Source organism: Streptomyces sp. LaBMicrA B280 (assembly GCF_049222185.1).
Taxonomy (GTDB): Bacteria; Actinomycetota; Actinomycetes; order Streptomycetales; family Streptomycetaceae; genus Streptomyces; species Streptomyces murinus.
The window spans coordinates 212644-229967 of sequence record NZ_JBMJCT010000002.1 but is presented as its reverse complement, the minus strand read 5'-3'; the positions used below and the strand labels follow the sequence as shown (position 1 = coordinate 229967).

Sequence of the window (17324 nt, the reverse complement as noted above, 5' to 3'; positions counted from 1 at the left end):
ACGACAACCTGACAATCGGATATAGCCGCAGGTCACGGACCGTCAGAAAATTCCTGGGAACGGCAACTCGGATGGCGCACCACACGGGTGACGGGCCACCCGTTCGCCACTCGGCCCGTCGCCGGGTGCCCGCGCGGGACTTAGCTTTTTCCCATGCGCAACGCAGCGGACGACCCACGCTTGGAGACGGGACGGCGCATGTCCGCGCCCCGGCTGTACCAGCCCGCCCGGCTCGCCGAGGAGGACGAGGACGACGCCGTACGGCGCCGGCGGCGCGCCCCGTGGGGTGTGATGGCGCTGCTGCTGCTCTCCGGTCTGGCACTCCTGCGCAACGGCTCGGGCGAGTTCGACGCCGGCCCGCCGCAGCCCGCCTCGCAGGCCGCCCCGGACACCCGCGCCCCGCAGAGCCCGCCGCCCACCGGACCCGTACCGCTGACGTTCTCCGCGGCGGACCGGGTGCGGATCCCGGCGATCCATGTGGACGCGCCGGTCACCCCCGTGGGCCTGGACCCGACCGGCGCGGTGAGCGCGCCGCCGCCCGAAGACCCCGATCTGGCGGGCTGGTTCACCGGCGCGGTCTCCCCCGGCGAGAAGGGCACCTCGGTCATCGTCGGCCATGTCGACAACCAGCAGGGCCCCGCCGTGTTCTACGGACTCGGGGCCCTGAAGAAGGGGAACCGCGTCGAGGTCCTGCGCAAGGACGGCAGGACGGCGGTGTTCGAGATCTACGGCGTCGAGGTCTTCTCCAAGGCCGGCTTCCCCGGCGACCGGGTGTACGGCTCCAAGGGCACCCCGGAATTGCGGGTCATCACCTGCGGCGGCGGTTTCTCCAAGCAGAACGGCTACGACGGCAATGTCGTGGTCTTCGCCCGCCTGGTCGCGGTCACCTGAACCACCGCGGCCCGGCGGGCGTTCGGGCGGGGGGTCAGACGCGCCGGTTCGGCACCGTGAGGTGGTATCCGCTGTCGAGCAGATAGGGCAGCCACTCCTGGATGGCCGCCACGGTCTGCGAACGGTCGCCCCCGGCGTCGTGCGAGAGGATCACCACGCCCGGCGCGGCGCCGCTCTCCACCCGGTCGATGATGACGTCGGTGCCGGGCGTGTCCCAGTCGGTGGTGTCGATCGTCCAGGCCATCGGCTCCATGCCCATCTCCGCTTCGAGCTGGAAGGTGGCCTTGTTCCAGGCGCCGTAGGGGGCGCGGAACCATTGCGGGAGCTCGCCGTAGAACTTCTCGATGATGTGACTGGTGCGTTCCATCTCGGACTTGATCTCCGAGCGGTCGAGGGTGGTCAGCAGGGGATGGGTCCAGGTGTGGTTGCCGACGACATGGCCGTCCTCCGCCATCCGGGCCACCAGGTGCGGGTTGGCCTCGACGCACTCGCCGCACAGGAAGAACATCGCCCGTACGTCGTGCTTGGCGAGGGTGTCCAGGATGTGCGGGGTGTAATCGGGATTGGGGCCGTCGTCGAAGGTGAGCATCATCTGCCGGCCGTGCTCGGAGATCCGGAAGACCGGTTCGGTGCGCACCTTCAGTCTCCGCGGCGCGGAGTGCGGCGGGGTGCCTCCGGTGAGCGGCTGGAGCCGGAAGGCGGAGGACTTCAGGGGCGCCTGGCGGGCCTGGGGGCCGGGGGCGGGCGCGGGGGCGACGGCGGCGGTCCGGGCGCCCTCCTCGTCGGCGCCCGCCACGATGAGTCCAGCGGTACCGGCCGCGCCCAGGGCGGCGGCACCGGCGAGGAGCATGCGACGACGTGTGAACAACTGATCCTTCTGCATGACTCATCAGTCGCCCCCCGAGGGGTCGCCGCACCGCAACGGCACGGCGTGCGGGCGGTATTCCACCCGGTCGGACCAGCGGGGGCGCCCCCGTACCCCCCTTCGGTCGGCACGGGCCCCGTCATGACAACGGTCAGGGGGGCGGGTCGAGTTGGCGTGACCACCGTCGGCCGCCCTGCGGACCCGCACCAGGGCCGCCCGAGCCCACGGGACCGGGGCCGGGGGTCAGCGGCGGCGCACCAGCGGGAACGGCAGGGTCTCCCGGATCGTGCGGCCGGTGAGGAACATGACGAGCCGGTCGACGCCGAGGCCGAGGCCGCCGGTCGGGGGCATCGCGTAGTCCAGGGCCTGGAGGAAGTCCTCGTCGAGTTCCATGGCCTCGGGATCCCCACCGGCCGCGCGCAGCGACTGCTCGGTGAGCCTGCGGCGCTGTTCGACGGGGTCGGTCAACTCGGAGTAGGCGGTGCCGAGTTCCATGCCGAAGGCGACGAGGTCCCAGCGTTCGGCGAGCCGGGCATCGGCGCGGTGCTGCCGGGTCAGCGGGGAGACGGCGGTCGGGAAGTCCTTGTAGAAGGTGGGCAGTTGGGTGCGCTCCTCGACCAGCCGCTCGTACATCTCCAGGACGATGTCGGCGGGTTGGTCGTCCGCCGTGTACGGCACCGAGGCGCGGTCGCACAGCCGGTGCAGGCGCAGCAGTTCGGTGCCGGGGCCGATCTCCTCGCCGAGGGCCTCGGACAGGGCGCCGTACACCGTCTTCACCGGCCAGTGCCCGGAGATGTCGTACTCCTCGGTCCCGCTGCGGGCCACCGGGGCGCCGTGGGCGGCGGTGGCGGCGCCCTGGATCAGTTCGCGGGCGAGGTCGAGCATCACGTCGTAGTCGGCGTACGCCTGATACGCCTCCAGCATGGTGAACTCGGGGTTGTGCTTGGGTGACACGCCCTCGTTGCGGAAGGTGCGGCCGAGTTCGAAGACCTTCTCCAGGCCGCCGACGCAGAGCCGTTTGAGGTACAGCTCGGGGGCGATGCGCAGATACAGGTCGAGGTCGTAGGCGTTGCTGTGGGTGGTGAAGGGGCGGGCGTTGGCGCCGCCGTGGATCCGCTGGAGCACCGGGGTCTCGACCTCGACGTAGCCGCGGCTCAGGAGCCCCTGGCGCAGCGCCCCCACGGCGGCGGAGCGGGCCCGGAGCACGGCGCGGGCGGCGGGCCGGGTGATCAGGTCGAGGTGGCGCAGCCGAACCCTGGCCTCGGGGTCGGTCAGGCCCCGGCGCTTGTCGGGCAGCGGGCGCAGGCACTTGCCGGTGAGCTGCCAGGCGGTGGCGAAGACGGTGGGCTCGCCCCGGTCGCTGAGGCCGCTCATCCCGGTGACGGTGATGTGGTCGCCGATGTCGGCGTCGGCGGTGAAGCGGGCGAGGGCGGCGCCGGGGCCCTCGCGGGTGAGGGCGATCTGGTGGTCGCCGGACCAGTCGCGGAGCACGACGAAGACGATCCCGCCGAGGTCGCGGACCAGCATGATCCGCCCGGCGACGGTGACGTGCTCGCCGGGCGGGACGTCGGCGAGGGCGTGGGTCGGGGGGCGGACGCCGACGGGGTAGGGGTCGGTGCCGTCGGCGCGCAGCCGGTCGAGCTTGTGGTGGCGGACGCGGACCTGGTCGGGCAGGGACCCGCCCGGCTCGGCGGACGCGGCACCGGTGTCCGGGGCGGGCGCGGTCGGAAGCGGCGGGGCCGGGGGCGCGGGCGGCCGGTCGGTCGCGCGGTGCCCCTTGCCCCACAGGGTGCGCAGGGACGGCACGGGGACGAAGCCCTCGGCGATGCCGGAGGCCAGGCCGATCCGGGCGAGGGAGGCGGTCTCGCCGTAGCAGATGAAGCGCGGGTACCACTCGGGGTGGTACTTGGCGTTGGAGCGGTACAGGGCCTCCAGCTGCCACCAGCGGGAGAAGAACAGCAGCAGGCGGCGCCAGAGCCGCAGGACGGGCCCGGCGCCGATCCGGGCGCCCTCCTCGAAGACCGAACGGAACACGGCGAAGTTCAGGGAGATCCGGTGGATACCCAACTTCGGTGCGGCGGCGCACAGTTCGGTGACCATGAACTCCATCACGCCGTTGGGCGCGGCGCGGTCGCGGCGCATCAGGTCCAGGGAGACGCCGTCGGTGCCCCAGGGCACGAAGGAGAGCAGCGCGAGGAGCCTGCGGTCCTCGCCGCAGGCCTCCACGAGCAGGCAGTCGCCGTCGGCGGGGTCGCCGAGCCGGTCCAGGGCCATGGAGAAGCCGCGCTCGGTCTCGGTGTCGCGCCAGGCGTCGGCCCGGTCGACGATCTCCTCCATCTCCCGTTCGCCGAGCGAGGCGTGGCGGCGGATGCGGCAGGTGGCGCCACTGCGGCGGACCCGGTGCACGGCCTGCCGGGTGACCCGCATGTCCCGGCCGTCCAGATCGAACCCGGCGACGTGCAGGATCGCCTCGTCACCGAGCTGCAGGGCGCCGAGGCCCGCGCGGGCGTAGGCGCGGGCGCCGTCCTCGGAGGCGCCCATCACGGCGGGCGCCCAGGCGTAGCGGCGGGCCAGGTCCAGCCAGGCGGCGATGGCGTGCGGCCAGGCCTCCGGGTCGCCGACGGGGTCGCCGCTGGCCAGGCAGACCCCGACCTCGACGCGGTAGGTGACGGCGGCCTTGCCGCTGGGCGAGAAGACGACGGCCTTGTCGCGGCGGGTCGCGAAGTAGCCGAGGGAGTCGCGGTCGCCGTACCGCAGGAGCAGGGCCCGGATGCGGGCCTCCTCGTCGCCGTGCAGGGCGGCCTCCAGGCGCTGTGAACGGAACAGCGCGGCGGCGGCGTTGAGCAGGGCGAGGGCGCCGAGCAGGCCGAGCACGAAGGTGACCTCGCGGGGCGGGTGCCCGGCGAAGGAGCTGCTGGAGACGAGGCCACCGCAGACCCGGTCGGCGGCCCAGGCCAGGTGCTCGTCGGCCGGGAGGGTGCCCGGGAACAGCAGGACCAGGCCCCAGCCGAGCAGGATCGCGACGGCGAGCCCGCCGAGCAGCACGGCGAGGGCGCGCCACACGGCGCCGCGGCGGGAGGCTGCGTAGAACTCCCGGCGGGCCACGAGCAGCAGGGCCAGCAGCAGGCCGCACAGGATCAGGGAGGGCAGCGACTGGGCGTACAGGCCGAGGGCGAGGCCGAGCGCGTCGCTGAGGACGAGCAGGCCCAGATAGACGACGACCAGCCACCAGGCGACCTTCTTGCGGGCGGCGGTGGCCCCGGCCAGCAGGAACAGGAAGACCGCGTAGGCGAGGTTGGCGCTGATCGGGACCAGCAGCAGATCGATGGTCCGCACGAGCGGGCGCAGCACCCGGCGCAGGGGCTCCACCAGCGCGATCGCCGCGCACAGCAGCCCCAGCCCGGCGAACAGCCCCCCGAACGCCTCGGGCACCCGGCCGAGCCGCCCGCCGCCGGCCGGGGGATCCTCCCCCGCGCCGTTGCTGCGCGCGGCGGGCTCCGCGGTGGCGGTCATGTTCCGACTCTAGGGAGGGGGGCGGGGGATGCGCGCGTCGAGGCGTGCTCCGTGCGCCCTGGCGGTCCACAGGAAGCAACGGTTCCGATAGCCTCGGGACGTGACGGAGCAGCACGAAGAGCATGCGCAGCGGTTCGAGCGGGGCACGGACGGGCCGAAGGTGATCCTGGTCGGCGTGGACGGCTCCGACTCCTCGATGCGCGCCGCCGCGTACGCGGGCGGTCTGGCCCGGCGGCAGCACGCGCTGCTCGCGGTGGTGTACGTGCAGCCGGTGCTGGCCGCCGGGGCGGCGCTCGGGGCGCCGGTGATGGAGACGACCGACGAGATCGCCGACGACCTGGTGGCGCAGATCCGGGACGCGGCCGAGCGGGTGCGCGGGATATTCGAGGTGCGCTGGGAGTTCCACACCTTCCGCGGCGACCCCTACGCCGGACTGGTGACGGCCGCCGAGGAGCTGACGGCGGACGCGGTGGTGGTGGGCGCCTCGGAGCAGGCGGGGCACCGGATCATCGGGTCGGTGGCGGTGCGGCTGGTGAAGGCGGGACGATGGCCGGTGACGGTCGTTCCGTAGCGGCCGGGCGCGGCCACAGCAGCAGCGGCGTGGCGAGCAGCAGCACTCCGGCGAGGCCGAGTGCGGTGCGCGCGCCGAGGAGGGCGGCGAGCAGCCCCCACAGCGCGGTGAGCGCGGCCGTGACCGCCTTGCCGGTGACCGACCAGGCGGCCAGGACGCGGGCCACCCGGTCGTTCGGGGTCATCTCCAGGCGCTCGGTGACGACGAGCGGGTTGAAGATGCCGCAGCAGGTGATCAGTCCGGCCTCGACGACCATCACCACCAGCAGTCCGCTCCAGCCCGGCCCGACGAAGGCGAGGCCGATCGGCCAGCAGGCGCGCAGGACGCCCGAGGCGCGCAGCACCCGGTGCCTGCCGTACCGGGTGGCGAGCGGGCGGGCCAGCCGGGAGCCGAGCAGTCCGCCGAGGCAGGGCACGGCGAAGGCGAGGCCGTACTGCCAGGGCGTGAAGCCGAGGCGGCCGAGCATGAGGACCGCGAGGACCGGCGAGCCGGCCATGATCAGCGCGTTGTTCAGCAGCACGTTGAGGAACAGCGGGCGCAGGGCGCGGCTGGTCAGCAGGTGCCGCCAGCCGTCGAGCAGTTCTCCGGCGCGGGGTGCGGCGGTGCGCTCGGGGACGGTCTCCGCGCGGCCGATGGCGCGGATGCCGAACGCGGAGAGCAGATAGCTGAGGGCGTCCGCGGCCACCATGGTCACCGGTCCGAGCAGCCCGACGAGAGCGCCGCCGACCGGGGGGCCGAGCACGCTGGCGGTCCAGGTCGTGGACTCGAACCTCCCGGCGGCGGTCAGCAGGCCGTCGGGCGGCACGAGCGCCTTAAGGTGGGCGCCGGAGGCGGCGGTGAAGGCGATGTCGGCGGCCGCGACGACCACGGAGACCACGAGGAGCTGCCCGAAGCCGAGCGCGCCGAGCGCGTAGGCGGCGGGCAGGGTGAGCAGCGCGGCCCCGCGCACCAGGTCCGCGGTGATCATCACCGGCCGCTTGCGGCGGAACTCGATCCAGGGTCCGAGCGGTACGGCGGCCACCGCGCCGACGGCCACGCCGACCGAGGCGAGCAGCGAGACCTGGGCGGCGCCCGCGTGCAGCACGAGGACCGCGATCAGTGCCAGCGCGTCGAACGCGAGCCAGGTACCGAAGGTACTGACCGTGTACGCGGCCCACAGCCACCCGAACCGCCGACCCAGCTTCATCCACAACCTCCCGTTGACCCGGGACATGAAAACCACCAGGTGGGGTGCGTATCAAACAACCGGGGCGACGCCGTCCACAACCACAGGTTGTACAGCGGGGGGCGGTGGCTACGATGACGGGGTGGATCTCAAGGCCGTACGCACCTTCGTCGCCGTGGCGGACACCGGGCAGTTCCAGGAGGCGTCGGCCGTCCTCGGCATCACCCAGCAGGCCGTCTCCAAGCGGATCGCGGCGCTGGAGAAGGAGCTGGGGGTAGGGCTGTTCACCCGGACCGCGCGGGGGGCGCGGCCGACCATCGACGGGCAGGCGTTCCTGCCGCACGCCCGCGAGCTGCTGCTGGCCGAGGAGCGCGCCGCGGCCTCGGTACGACCCGGACGGCGGGCGCTGCGCGTCGATGTGGTCGGGGCCCGGCTCGGCCCGGCGGGGCTGCTGCGCGACTTCCACCGGGCGCACCCGGAGACCGCCCTGGACGTGGTGACCCTGTTCGACGCGGACACGGCCGTGGCCGCCGTACGGGCGGGCACCATCGACGCGACCTTCCGCGCGGTCGGCACCCGGCTGCCCGAGGGGCTGCGGGCGGCCCGGGTCTTCGACGAGCCGGTGCAGCTGCTGACCGGCCCCCGGCATCCGCTGGCCGGGGCCCGCTCGGTGACCCCGGGCGGGCTGGCCGGGCACCGGATCTGGATGCCGGGCCTGGTGGCCGGCACCGAGTGGGCCGCCTACTACGCGGCGCTGGCCGCCGAGTTCGGGCTCACCATCGACTCGGTGGGCCCCGACTTCGGCTCCGAGGCGCTGCTCGACACGGTCGCGGACTCCGCCTCGCTGGCCACCCTGGTCGCCGAGGGCATCCGGCTGGTGTGGCCGCAGGGGCACGATCTGCGGCGGATCCCGCTCGTCGACCCGACGCCGGTCTACCCGCACTCCCTGGTGTGGGACGCGGCGAACGCGCATCCGGGGCTCGCCGCGCTGCGCGCCCATCTCGCCGAGCGGCCCCGCGCCCGTCCGTCCTCGCGTGCGTGGACCCCGGCCTGGGCCGTGCGTGGCGCCTTCCCTGCGCGGCACCCCTGAGCCATCATGATCCGCCGTCAGCCGTTTGCCGTCGGCGAAGAGGTGAGGCGTATGGCAAGACTCCGCGCGGGTGAGGGCATTCTCCGCCGCAAACCCATCGAGCACATCGAGGAGACGGAGGTCGGCGAGGGGCCCCGCCTTGAGCGGTCCCTCGGGCTGTGGCAGCTCACCGCGATCGGCGTCGGCGGCATCATCGGCGCCGGTATCTTCACCCTCGCCGGCACGGTCGCCAACGGCACGGCCGGGCCCGCGGTGCTGGTGTCCTTCCTGATCGCCGGCGCGGCGAGCGCGTGCGCGGCGCTGTCGTACGCAGAATTCGCGGGGCTCATCCCGAAGGCGGGTTCGGCGTACACCTACGGGTACGCGGTGCTCGGCGAGTTCGCGGGCTGGTTCATCGGCTGGGACCTGCTGCTGGAGTACACGGCGATCGTGGCGGTGGTCGCGATCGGCATCTCCGGCTACTTCGGCTTCCTGGTCGAGCAGATGGGCGCGAAGCTGCCGCACTGGATGATGGGCGCGCCCGGCACCGGCGCCGGGCACCGGGTGGACCTGTTCGCGGTGCTGCTCTGCTTTCTGATCGCCTGGCTGCTCACCCTCGGCATCCGCAGCGCGGCCCGCTTCGAGACGCTCGTGGTCGGGGTGAAGGTGCTGGTGGTGCTGCTGGTCATCGGGGTGGGCCTGTTCCACATCGACAGCGCGAACTACCACCCGTTCTTCCCCTACGGGATCAGCGGCGCCTTCACGGGCGCGGCGACGGTGTTCTTCGCGGTGTTCGGCTACGACGCGATGTCGACCGCCGCCGAGGAGTCCAAGGACGCGCAGCGGCACATGCCGAGGGCGATCATCTACTCGCTGGTGATCGCCATGGTGCTGTACGTGGCGGCCTGTCTGGTGCTGACCGGCATGCAGAACTACCAGGACATCGACAAGGAGAGCGGGTTCAGTACGGCCTTCAAGTCGGTCGGGCTCGACGCGCTCGCGGACGTGATCGCGGTGGGCGCCATCATCGGCATTCTGACTGTCATGTTCACGTTCATGTTGGGGGTCACTCGTGTCTGGTTCTCCATGTCCCGGGACGGGCTGCTGCCCCGCTGGTTCGCCAAGACGCACCCGACGCGGCATGTGCCGACCCGGGTGACCTGGATCGTAGGGGCGGCGTCCGGGCTGATCGCCGGGTTCCTGCCGATCGGGGAGGCGGCCGAGCTGACCAACATCGGGATCCTGCTGGCGTTCGTGGTGGTCTGCGTGGCGGTGATCGTGCTGCGCCGGCGGCGCCCGGACCTGCCGCGCGCCTTCCGTACGCCGTGGGTGCCGTTCGTGCCCGCGCTGGGTGTCGTCTTCTCGATCTGGCTGATCACGTTCCTCCAGTGGCAGACCTGGGTGCGGTTCGCGGTGTGGTTCGCGATCGGCTGCGTCGTCTATTTCACCTACTCCTACAAGCGTTCGGCGCTGGCCGAGCGGCACCCGGACTGATCACTCCCCCATCGCCAGGCCGTCGGCGGCGGCGCCCCGGCTGAGCACCACGTCCCGGATCCGGTCGCGGACCCCGGCGAGGTCGGCGCCCTGGGCGACGGACCGGTTCACGTCGAGCACGCGCCCCGCGTCGAGGTCGTACAGCTGCGGCACGAACTCGGCCCGTGTCACCTGCCAGCGCTCGCCGGGCCGCGCGGGCGGGGCGAAGGTGAAGCGGGCGAGGGTGGACTCGTTGCCGCGCGGGTCCCGGGAGCCGTTGCCGTCGTCGAGTTCGTCGGAGATCTGGTCGCCGAGGCCGTAGACCACCCAGGTGCCGTTGATCTTCTCGTAGGGCTGCGGGACATGGGTGTGGGAGCCGAGGATCAGGTCGATGTCCGGGCGCCGTCCGTCGGCGGCGGCGGTCAGCCTGCGGGCGAGGGCGGCCTGGTCCTCGGTGGGGGCGTCGTCGCCGTTCGCGCCCCAGTGCAGGGAGAGGACGACCACGTCGGCACCGGCCCTGCGGGCGGCGCGGGCGTCGGCGGTGATCCGGTCGGCGTCGATCGGGCCGAGCGCCCAGGGCTGCCCGTCCGGCAGCGGCTGCTCGGTGCCGAAGGTGTACGACAGCTGCGCGACCGTGGCGGAACCGGCGCGGTAGCGGGCCGGGCGCCGGGACTCGTCCGCGCTGCGGGCGGTGCCGACATGCCTCAGACCCGCCGCGTCCAGCATGTCGAGGGTCCCCCGGATGCCGTCGGCGCCGTTGTCCAGGGCGTGTTCGGAGGCGGTGGCGCAGCCGTCGTAACCGGTCATGGCGAGGTCCTGGGCGAGCTGCGGCGGGGACAGCGGGGCCGCGCCCCCGGCGCCGTCCTCCAGGTGGCACAGCGCCAGATCGGCGCCGTGCACAAGGGGTTCGACGCCGGAGAGCATGGGCCGGAAGTCGTAGCCGCCGCCGGAGGCGTCGGAGGAGGCGCGTTCGAGGACGGCGGGGTGGGTGAGGATGTCGCCGGTGGCGACGAGGGTGAAGCCGTGCCGCTCGGCGGGCGGCCCGGCGGCGCCGCCCCGGCCGGAGTCCTGGCGGGCCTGCTGGGAGCAGGCGGCCGCCGCCGTGAGGACAACGGTCAGGGCCAGGGCCACCTGGTGTCTGCGTCCGATCATCGGCTCACCCCTCGGGATCTGCGTCAGCACGTCAGTACGGCTGTCGTATTTACCGACCTTGCCGTGACGGGCATATGGGTATGAAGCCGACTCTCCGTCCAAACGGGCCGGATCCTCTCATTGACCCATCCGGTGCCTCCGCACGGGGCCGCCGGGCGGCTGTGGGGACTCTCACGCCGCCGCACCGTGACGCGCTTGCCCTCGTGTACGACCGCGGGACCGGTGAGGCGGAAGCGACGCGCGCGCTCGGCAGCGCGCCCGGTACCGTGATGAAACCGGGGGCCAGGTCAAACCTTGGCAAATTGCCTTGCTGTAGGCCCCGTTGGGGCAATGGGCTGTCCTCATCCGCGTTCCGGGCGAGGACGGGTCCCGGGGATCGGGCGACCCGTACGCACCGGAGGAAGGGCAGGAAGGAAATGCCGCACACAGGTCACGAGAGCACCGACGGCACGGACGGCGTCGGTGGTGAACTGGTCGTCCCCATGGCGTGGCTGTACGCCGAGTACATCGCCGACGAGCTGCTGCGCACCGGCGATCTGATGCCGCCGACGTCCTTCGAGTTCCGGGCGGGCCGGGACGCGCTGGCGCTGACCGTCTTCCTGTCCGACACCGAGGGGGAGCTGTCCGGCATCCGGGTCGTCTCCCAGCTGGAGAACTGGCTGTCACTGACCGCCTGCGACCATCCGTGGCAGGACTGGGTCCGCACCCGCATGGCCGACCTGACGGCCCGCGCCACCGGCTCCCCCGCCCCCGACCTGGCCCTCGCCCAGGACGCCTGGCGCTGGCTGGAGGAGACCGAGCTGCTGGCCACCGACCTGGACGCGGTACCGGGCGGCAACGCCCCGGCCGACGAGGACGACGGCCCGAAGGTGTGGACCCCGGCCTGGCAACTGGGGCTGCCGCTCGGGCACTTGGCGATCCACCTGTTCTGAGGCGGGGGCGCCCGGCCCGCTCACTTCAGCAGGCGGGAGAGTCTTCGGTCCGCCAGGGGCTTGCCGCCCGTCTGGCAGGTGGGGCAGTACTGCAGGGAGGAGTCGCTGAAGGAGACCTCGCGGATGGTGTCGCCGCAGACCGGGCAGGGTTCGCCGGTGCGGCCGTGGACGCGCAGGCCGCTCTTCTTCTCGGACTTCAGCCGCCCCGCGGCCACGCCCCGGGAGCGTTCGACCGCCTCGGTGAGCGTGCTGCGCAGCGCGTCGTAGAGGTGACGGGTCTCCTCCGGAGTGAGGGAGGCGGCGAGTTTGAAGGGGGACATCCTCGCGGCGTGCAGGATCTCGTCGCTGTACGCGTTGCCGACCCCCGCGATCAGGGACTGGTCCCGCAGGGCACCCTTGAGCTGCCGTCGCTCGCCCGCCAGGAGGGCCGCGAAGCGGGGCTCGTCGAAGTCGGCGGCCAGCGGATCGGGGCCGAGGCGGGCGATCCCCGGCACCTGCGCCGGATCGCCGACCACGTACACCGCGAGGCGCTTCTGCGTGCCGGCCTCGGTGAGGTCGAAGCCCTCGCCGGTCTCCAGCGCCACCCGCAGCGCGAGCGGGCCCTTGCCCGGCTTGGGCGGTCCGTCCGGCAGCCGGTCCCGCCACTGGAGCCACCCGGCGCGGGCCAGATGCGTCACCAGATGCAGCCCGCTGTCCGCCACGAGGTCCAGGAACTTGCCGTACCGGCGCACCTCGGTCACCCGGGCGCCCTCGAGGGCGGTGACGGGAGGGTCGTACGTCTTCAGCACGCTGACGGCGACCGGCAGCACCCGCGCCACCCGGAGGCCGACCAGGTGCTCGGTGAGGAAATCCGTCAGCGCTTCCACCTCGGGCAGTTCCGGCATACGTCCAGAGTGCCACCCGCCACCGACAACACCTCCCGGCTCACTCGGTCGGCCCGCACCCCGTCGGCCGTCACCCGTTCAGCCGTCGCCCAGGCGGAACTCGCACCACACCGCCTTGCCGCTGCCCCGCGCCTCCACGCCCCAGTCGTCGGCCAGCATGTCCACCAGCAGCAGCCCCCGCCCGGACACGCCCTCCTCGCCCGCGTCCCGGCGCCGGGGCAGGGCGCTGGAGGAGTCCTCCACCTCGATCCGCAGCCGGTGCCCGGCGCCGACGAGGGACCGCAGGGTGACGATCGCCGCGCCCTCGGTGTGCACCAGGACATTGGTCATCAGCTCGTCCGCGGCCAGCTCGATCTCGTCCGCCCGCTCACCCGCGCCCCACGCCCGCACCGCCGATCTGATCATGTGCCGGGCCTGGGTGAGGGCCTCCGGATCGCCGGGCGCCACATGCTGCTGGAGCCGGCCGCAGGCCCGCGCCGTCTCCGGCTCCCGGCGGCGCAGCAGGAGCAGGGCCACGTCGTCCTCGCCGCCGCGCTCCTCGGCCAGCTGGATCAGCCGGTCGGCGAGGTCGTCCACGTCCTCGGGCCCGGCGCAGACCTGCTCCGCCAGCCCCCGCATGCCGTCGTCCAGGTCGGCGCCGGGCTGTTCGACCAGCCCGTCGGTGCACAGCAACAGCGTCTCGCCCGGGTCGAGTTCGAGGGTGGAGACGGGATAGTCCAGACCGCCGAACTCCGCCGAGAGCCCGAGCGGCAGCCCGCCCTCCACCTGGACCCGCAGGCATCCGTCGGGCCCGCGCGTCAGCGGGTCGATGTGCCCGGCGCGCACCATCTGCACCACCCCCGTGGACAGGTCGGCCTCCGCGTACAGACAGGTGGCGAAGCGGTCGGTGTCCAGTTCGTGCAGGAAGACCGAGGCGCGGGCCATCACGGCGGCCGGGGTGTGCCCCTCGGCGGCGTAGGCGCGCAGCACGATCCGCAGCTGGCCCATCACGGCCGCCGCGTGGGTGTCATGGCCCTGGACGTCGCCGATGACGGCGCCGACCCGGCCGCCGGGCAGCGGGATCACGTCGTACCAGTCGCCGCCGATGTCCCGGCCGAGCGCGGCCGAACGGTAGCGCACGGCGATGTCGGCGCCCGGCACGTTCGGGATGGTGCGCGGCAGCATGGCCTGTTGGAGGCCCTGGGCCAGGTCCTTCTGCTGCTCGTAGAACATGGCCCGCTGGAGGCTCTGCGCGATGCTGCTGCCGAGCGCGACGAGGACGCCGCGCTCCTCGTCGGAGAAGCCGCGCCGGTCGCTGTAGAGCAGGCCCATCGCGCCGATCGGGCGGCCCTGGGCGATCAGCGGCAGATAGGCGGCGGAGGCGATGTCCAGATGGGTGATCTGCGGCCACAGGAGCGGGTACTCCTCGGCGAACTCCTCCGGCGTCTCGACGAAGCGGGGGCTCAGCGTGCGGACGACCTCACTCATGGGGTACGGCTCGTCGATCCGGTTCACCTGGGTGGCGGGCACGAAGCTGCCGGGCGGCGCCTCCGCGACGAGCCGGATCCGCCCGGCCTCCACCAGGGCCATCACGAAGCTGGCCGCGCCCAGGCGGCGGATGCCGTGGGTGTCCTTGAGCACGTCGATGACGTCCTGCACGGTACGGGCGTGCGCGAGGGCCGCGGAGACGACCTGGACGATGTTGGTCTGCTGGCGAAAGGCCAGCTCCTGCGCCGCGCGCATGCTGCGGGAGGTGCTGTCGGCCAACTCCTCGGTGGCGTCCCGCACGATGCCGACGACCCGGCGGGGCCGCCCGGATTCGTCGCGGCGGATATAGCCCTGGGTGTGGGTCCAGCGCGGGGTGCCGTCGCGGCAGCGGATGCGGAAGTAGGCGCCGTAGTTCTCGCCGCCCTCCTTGATGACCTGGGCGATGAGGGCGTCGAGCCGGGCCGCCTCGGGCTGCGGCACGCGCGGGACGAGGGATTCCGGGCGTCCGTCGAACTCCTCGGGCAGCAGGTCGAAGACCTCGTGCGCCTCGGCGTCCATGTGGAACAGGCCCTTGTCCAGGTCCCAGTCGAAGGTGCCCATGTGGTTGAGCGCCAGGATCGGGTCCGGGTGGGCGGGCCAGTCCTCCGGGAGTGACAGGGCACTCGCTCCCCGATCAGCCATGGGCCCACCCTGCCAGGATTCGCCGGATTCTTCGACCGGTCCGGGGCCCACGGCCCGGCCCGCGGTCAGCCGCCGGGCACGTCGGCGGGGGTGGGGGCGACTCCCCCGGCGCTGCCGCCGGGTTCGGGCGTGTCACCGGGAACCACCGACGCGTCGGTGCCGCTGGGGTCGGGCATGGCGGGCGTGTCCGTGACGTTCGGCGGACCGATCTCGTCGGAACCCTGGGGCATGAGCGAATCGCCGAAGGGAGCCGTGTTGTAGAGGGAGGTGCCGGGGGGATAGGCGAGGGGGTCGAGGAGGGAGGGGGCGGCGGAGGGCGTGGACCTGGCAGCCGCCGGTGGGGCCGAGGAGTCCGACGGAGCCGAGGGACGGACCGAGGCGGAGAGTACGGCACGCGCCTCGGGGGAGGCGGCGGTCACGGTCGTCCCCCGGCCGGGGTCGTCGGCCGTGCCGTGGGTTTCGGCCGTCGGGATGCCCTGGCCCGTCGTGGCGGGGGCGCTGGGCGGGTCGGCCGCGTGGGTACGGTGGCTGGTCGCGGCAGGGGCGGCGGATGCGTCGGCCGCCCGCGTCCCGACCCCGGTCGCGGCAGGGGGGACGGATGCGTCGGCCGTCCGCGTCGCGTTGCCGGTCGTGGCAGGGGCGCTGGACATGTCGGCCGCCTGGGTACGGTGGCCGGTCGCGGCAGGGGCGCTGGGCGTGTCAGCCGCCTGGGTACGGTGGCCGGTCGCGGCCGGGGGGACGGATGCGTCGGCCGTCCGGGTCGCGTTGCCGGTGGTGGCAGGGGCACTGGACGCATCAGCCGCCTGGGTACGGTGGCTGGTCGCGGCAGGGGCGCTGGACGCATCAGCCGCCTGGGTACGGTGGCCGGTCGCGGCCGGGGGGACGGATACGTCGGCCGCCCGGGTCGCGTTGCCGGTCGTGGCAGGGGCGCTGGGCGGGTCGACCGTCCGAGTGCCGTGGCCGGTCGCGGCCGGAGCGGCGGACGCGTCAGGCGTCCGCGCCCCGTCGCCGGTCACAGCCGGAGCGCGAGACGCATCGGCCGCCCGTGTCCCGACCTCGGTCGCGGCCGGAGCGGCGGATGCGTCGGCCGTCCGCGTCGCGGCCCCAAACGCGGCAGGGGGGCTGGACGCATCGGGCGTCCGAGCCCCATCCTCGGCCACAGCCGGAGCACGAGACCCATCAGCCGCCCGCGTCGAGTCACCGGTCGCGGCAGGGATGCCGGACGCATCGGCCGTCCGCGTCCCCTCCCCGGTCGTACCCGCAGTGCCGCGCGCGTCCGGTGCCGGAGTCAGCCGCTCGTCCGCCGCGTGCGTGCCATGTCCATCGGCGAGGGCGGCGCTGTGCGAACCGGTGTCCGACCTGCCCCCGGCGGCGTGCGTCCCGGTGTCCGTCGTTCCCCTGGCGGCGTGCCCCCCGGTGCCCCTCGTCCCTCCGGCGGTGTGCCCCCCAGTGCCTCTCGTTCCCTCGACTCCATGACCCCCGGTGTCGGCCCTCCCCCCGGAGTTGTGCGTCACCGTGTCCGATCTGAGGTCCCCCTGGTTCACGGCCCGTGTGCTCCGTTCCCGGGTCCCCGTGCCGGTCCCGTTCGCCCGGGTACGGCGATCGTCCGCGCGCTCGCCACGGCCCGCACCGCTTCCCCGTGCTGGCCGAACGGTGTCGATCAGCGCTCCCCCGACCTCGCCCGTCGCGGTGTTCGACCTGCTCTCCCGGGGACTCGGCTGACCGGTGTCCGGGCGGGGCGGGTGGGGGAAGCCGGTGAGGCCCGGATCCGGGGGCGCGGTGTCGGCGACGGCCGGCGGGGCCACGAGGTGGTCGTTGCGGACGTCGGGGCCGAGCCGGCGCTCTATCCAGGTGTTCGTCCCCGCGTCCAGGAGCGTGAGGCTGCCGACGGCCTGGGGCGCCGGGGTCACCACGATGACCTGGTTCGGCCGGTAGCCCGACCAGGCGGTGCCGCGCGCGCCGACCCCGCCCCGGGCCTCCTCGGGCGGGCGCAGCGGGTTCCCGCAGGCGCAGCGCACCCGGGGCACGCCCCGGTTGTCGACCAGCACGGCGGTGCCCGCCTGGAGCACGGCCTGGTACCCGGCGCTCTGCCCGTCGCGGTAGCCGTGGTTGGTGACGCGGGTGTCGGCGCGCAGCAGGACCGGGGTCAGGGCGCGCAGATAGCCGGGCAGATCCGTCCGGGAGACACCGGCCACATGGGCGAATGCGTCCCCCCGGGCCGGGTCCGCCGTCAGTCCGCCGATCTGCCGCTCGACATCGCAGCCGGCGACGCGGACGCTGCCGCTGTAGAGCCCCGGGGTGCCGCCGGACAGGGCGCGGGCCGCCGCCAGCGGGGCGACGGCGAGACCGGCGGGCGGCGCGCTGACGTCGGCGGTGCGACCGGTGCCGGTCGGCCGGGGCGTGCCGGTGCGGGCGGGGCCGGTCGCCATGGAGGCGGTGAAGGGGTTGGGCCCCTGCTCGGCGGCGGGCTGGAGGAAGACCTCCTCACCCAGCTGGGCCTCCTTGACGGCGGCGCCCGCACACCCGGTGAGGAGCAGCCCCACCGACAGCAGCACGCAGGCCATGAGCATGGATCCGGTGGGTATGCGCACCGTGCACTCCGCATCACTGTGGGTGAATTATCACTATTATTTGCTTTGCTCCCGTTTCACTGGCAACTCG

General features: G+C 73.6%; 12 protein-coding genes. 5 read left to right on the top strand and 7 right to left on the bottom strand.

Annotated features, from left to right (window positions below; translation table 11 throughout):
- Positions 1–198: 198 nt before the first annotated feature.
- Positions 199–891: a class F sortase gene (locus tag ACLF5H_RS02250; protein ID WP_421674425.1), complete on the top strand. Its 693-nt coding sequence runs from the start codon at positions 199–201 to the stop codon at positions 889–891.
- Positions 892–925: 34 nt separating this feature from the next.
- Here ACLF5H_RS02250 and ACLF5H_RS02245 read toward each other — a convergent pair whose 3' ends face one another.
- A complete protein-coding gene (locus tag ACLF5H_RS02245) occupies positions 926–1774 on the bottom strand; it encodes a polysaccharide deacetylase family protein (RefSeq protein ID WP_421674390.1) in 849 nt (282 codons plus the stop codon).
- A gap of 225 nt (positions 1775–1999) precedes the next feature.
- Positions 2000–5269 carry a bifunctional lysylphosphatidylglycerol synthetase/lysine--tRNA ligase LysX gene (lysX, locus tag ACLF5H_RS02240; protein WP_421674389.1) on the bottom strand — a complete coding sequence of 1090 codons (3270 nt, stop codon included), beginning with the start codon at positions 5267–5269 and terminating at the stop codon, positions 2000–2002.
- Positions 5270–5369: 100 nt separating this feature from the next.
- Here lysX and ACLF5H_RS02235 point away from each other — a divergent pair, with 100 nt between their 5' ends.
- Positions 5370–5840 carry a universal stress protein gene (locus tag ACLF5H_RS02235; RefSeq protein WP_421674388.1) on the top strand — a complete coding sequence of 157 codons (471 nt, stop codon included), beginning with the start codon at positions 5370–5372 and terminating at the stop codon, positions 5838–5840.
- Here ACLF5H_RS02235 and ACLF5H_RS02230 read toward each other — a convergent pair.
- Entirely contained in the window at positions 5776–7026 is a 1251-nt protein-coding gene (locus ACLF5H_RS02230; RefSeq protein ID WP_421674387.1) for an MFS transporter, read from the bottom strand. The genes ACLF5H_RS02235 and ACLF5H_RS02230 overlap by 65 nt on opposite strands.
- 121 nt (positions 7027–7147) lie before the next feature.
- On the opposite strand from ACLF5H_RS02230, the gene ACLF5H_RS02225 reads away from it, so the two are divergent.
- Positions 7148–8095 carry a LysR family transcriptional regulator gene (locus ACLF5H_RS02225; protein WP_421674386.1) on the top strand — a complete coding sequence of 316 codons (948 nt, stop codon included), beginning with the start codon at positions 7148–7150 and terminating at the stop codon, positions 8093–8095.
- A gap of 51 nt (positions 8096–8146) precedes the next feature.
- Positions 8147–9568 carry an amino acid permease gene (locus ACLF5H_RS02220; RefSeq protein WP_421674385.1) on the top strand — a complete coding sequence of 474 codons (1422 nt, stop codon included), beginning with the start codon at positions 8147–8149 and terminating at the stop codon, positions 9566–9568.
- On the opposite strand, the gene ACLF5H_RS02215 is transcribed toward ACLF5H_RS02220, so the two are convergent.
- On the bottom strand, positions 9569–10699 hold the full coding sequence (locus ACLF5H_RS02215; protein ID WP_421674384.1) for a CapA family protein: 1131 nt from the start codon (positions 10697–10699) through the stop codon (positions 9569–9571).
- Between the two features lie 416 nt (positions 10700–11115).
- Between ACLF5H_RS02215 and ACLF5H_RS02210 the strand changes: the two genes are divergently transcribed.
- Complete coding sequence (locus ACLF5H_RS02210; protein WP_421674383.1) at positions 11116–11631, top strand: hypothetical protein; 516 nt, start codon at positions 11116–11118, stop codon at positions 11629–11631.
- Between the two features lie 20 nt (positions 11632–11651).
- Here ACLF5H_RS02210 and ACLF5H_RS02205 read toward each other — a convergent pair whose 3' ends face one another.
- The 3 genes from ACLF5H_RS02205 to ACLF5H_RS02195 all read right to left on the bottom strand — a co-directional run bounded on the left by ACLF5H_RS02205 (position 11652) and on the right by ACLF5H_RS02195 (position 17254).
- The gene (locus tag ACLF5H_RS02205; protein WP_421674382.1) at positions 11652–12515 is read right to left on the bottom strand and encodes an Fpg/Nei family DNA glycosylase; all 864 of its coding nucleotides are present in this window, start codon (positions 12513–12515) and stop codon (positions 11652–11654) included.
- Positions 12516–12593: 78 nt separating this feature from the next.
- Entirely contained in the window at positions 12594–14663 is a 2070-nt protein-coding gene (locus ACLF5H_RS02200; RefSeq protein ID WP_421674381.1) for a SpoIIE family protein phosphatase, read from the bottom strand.
- Between the two features lie 65 nt (positions 14664–14728).
- Entirely contained in the window at positions 14729–17254 is a 2526-nt protein-coding gene (locus ACLF5H_RS02195; RefSeq protein ID WP_421674380.1) for a DUF6777 domain-containing protein, read from the bottom strand.
- Positions 17255–17324: the final 70 nt, after the last annotated feature.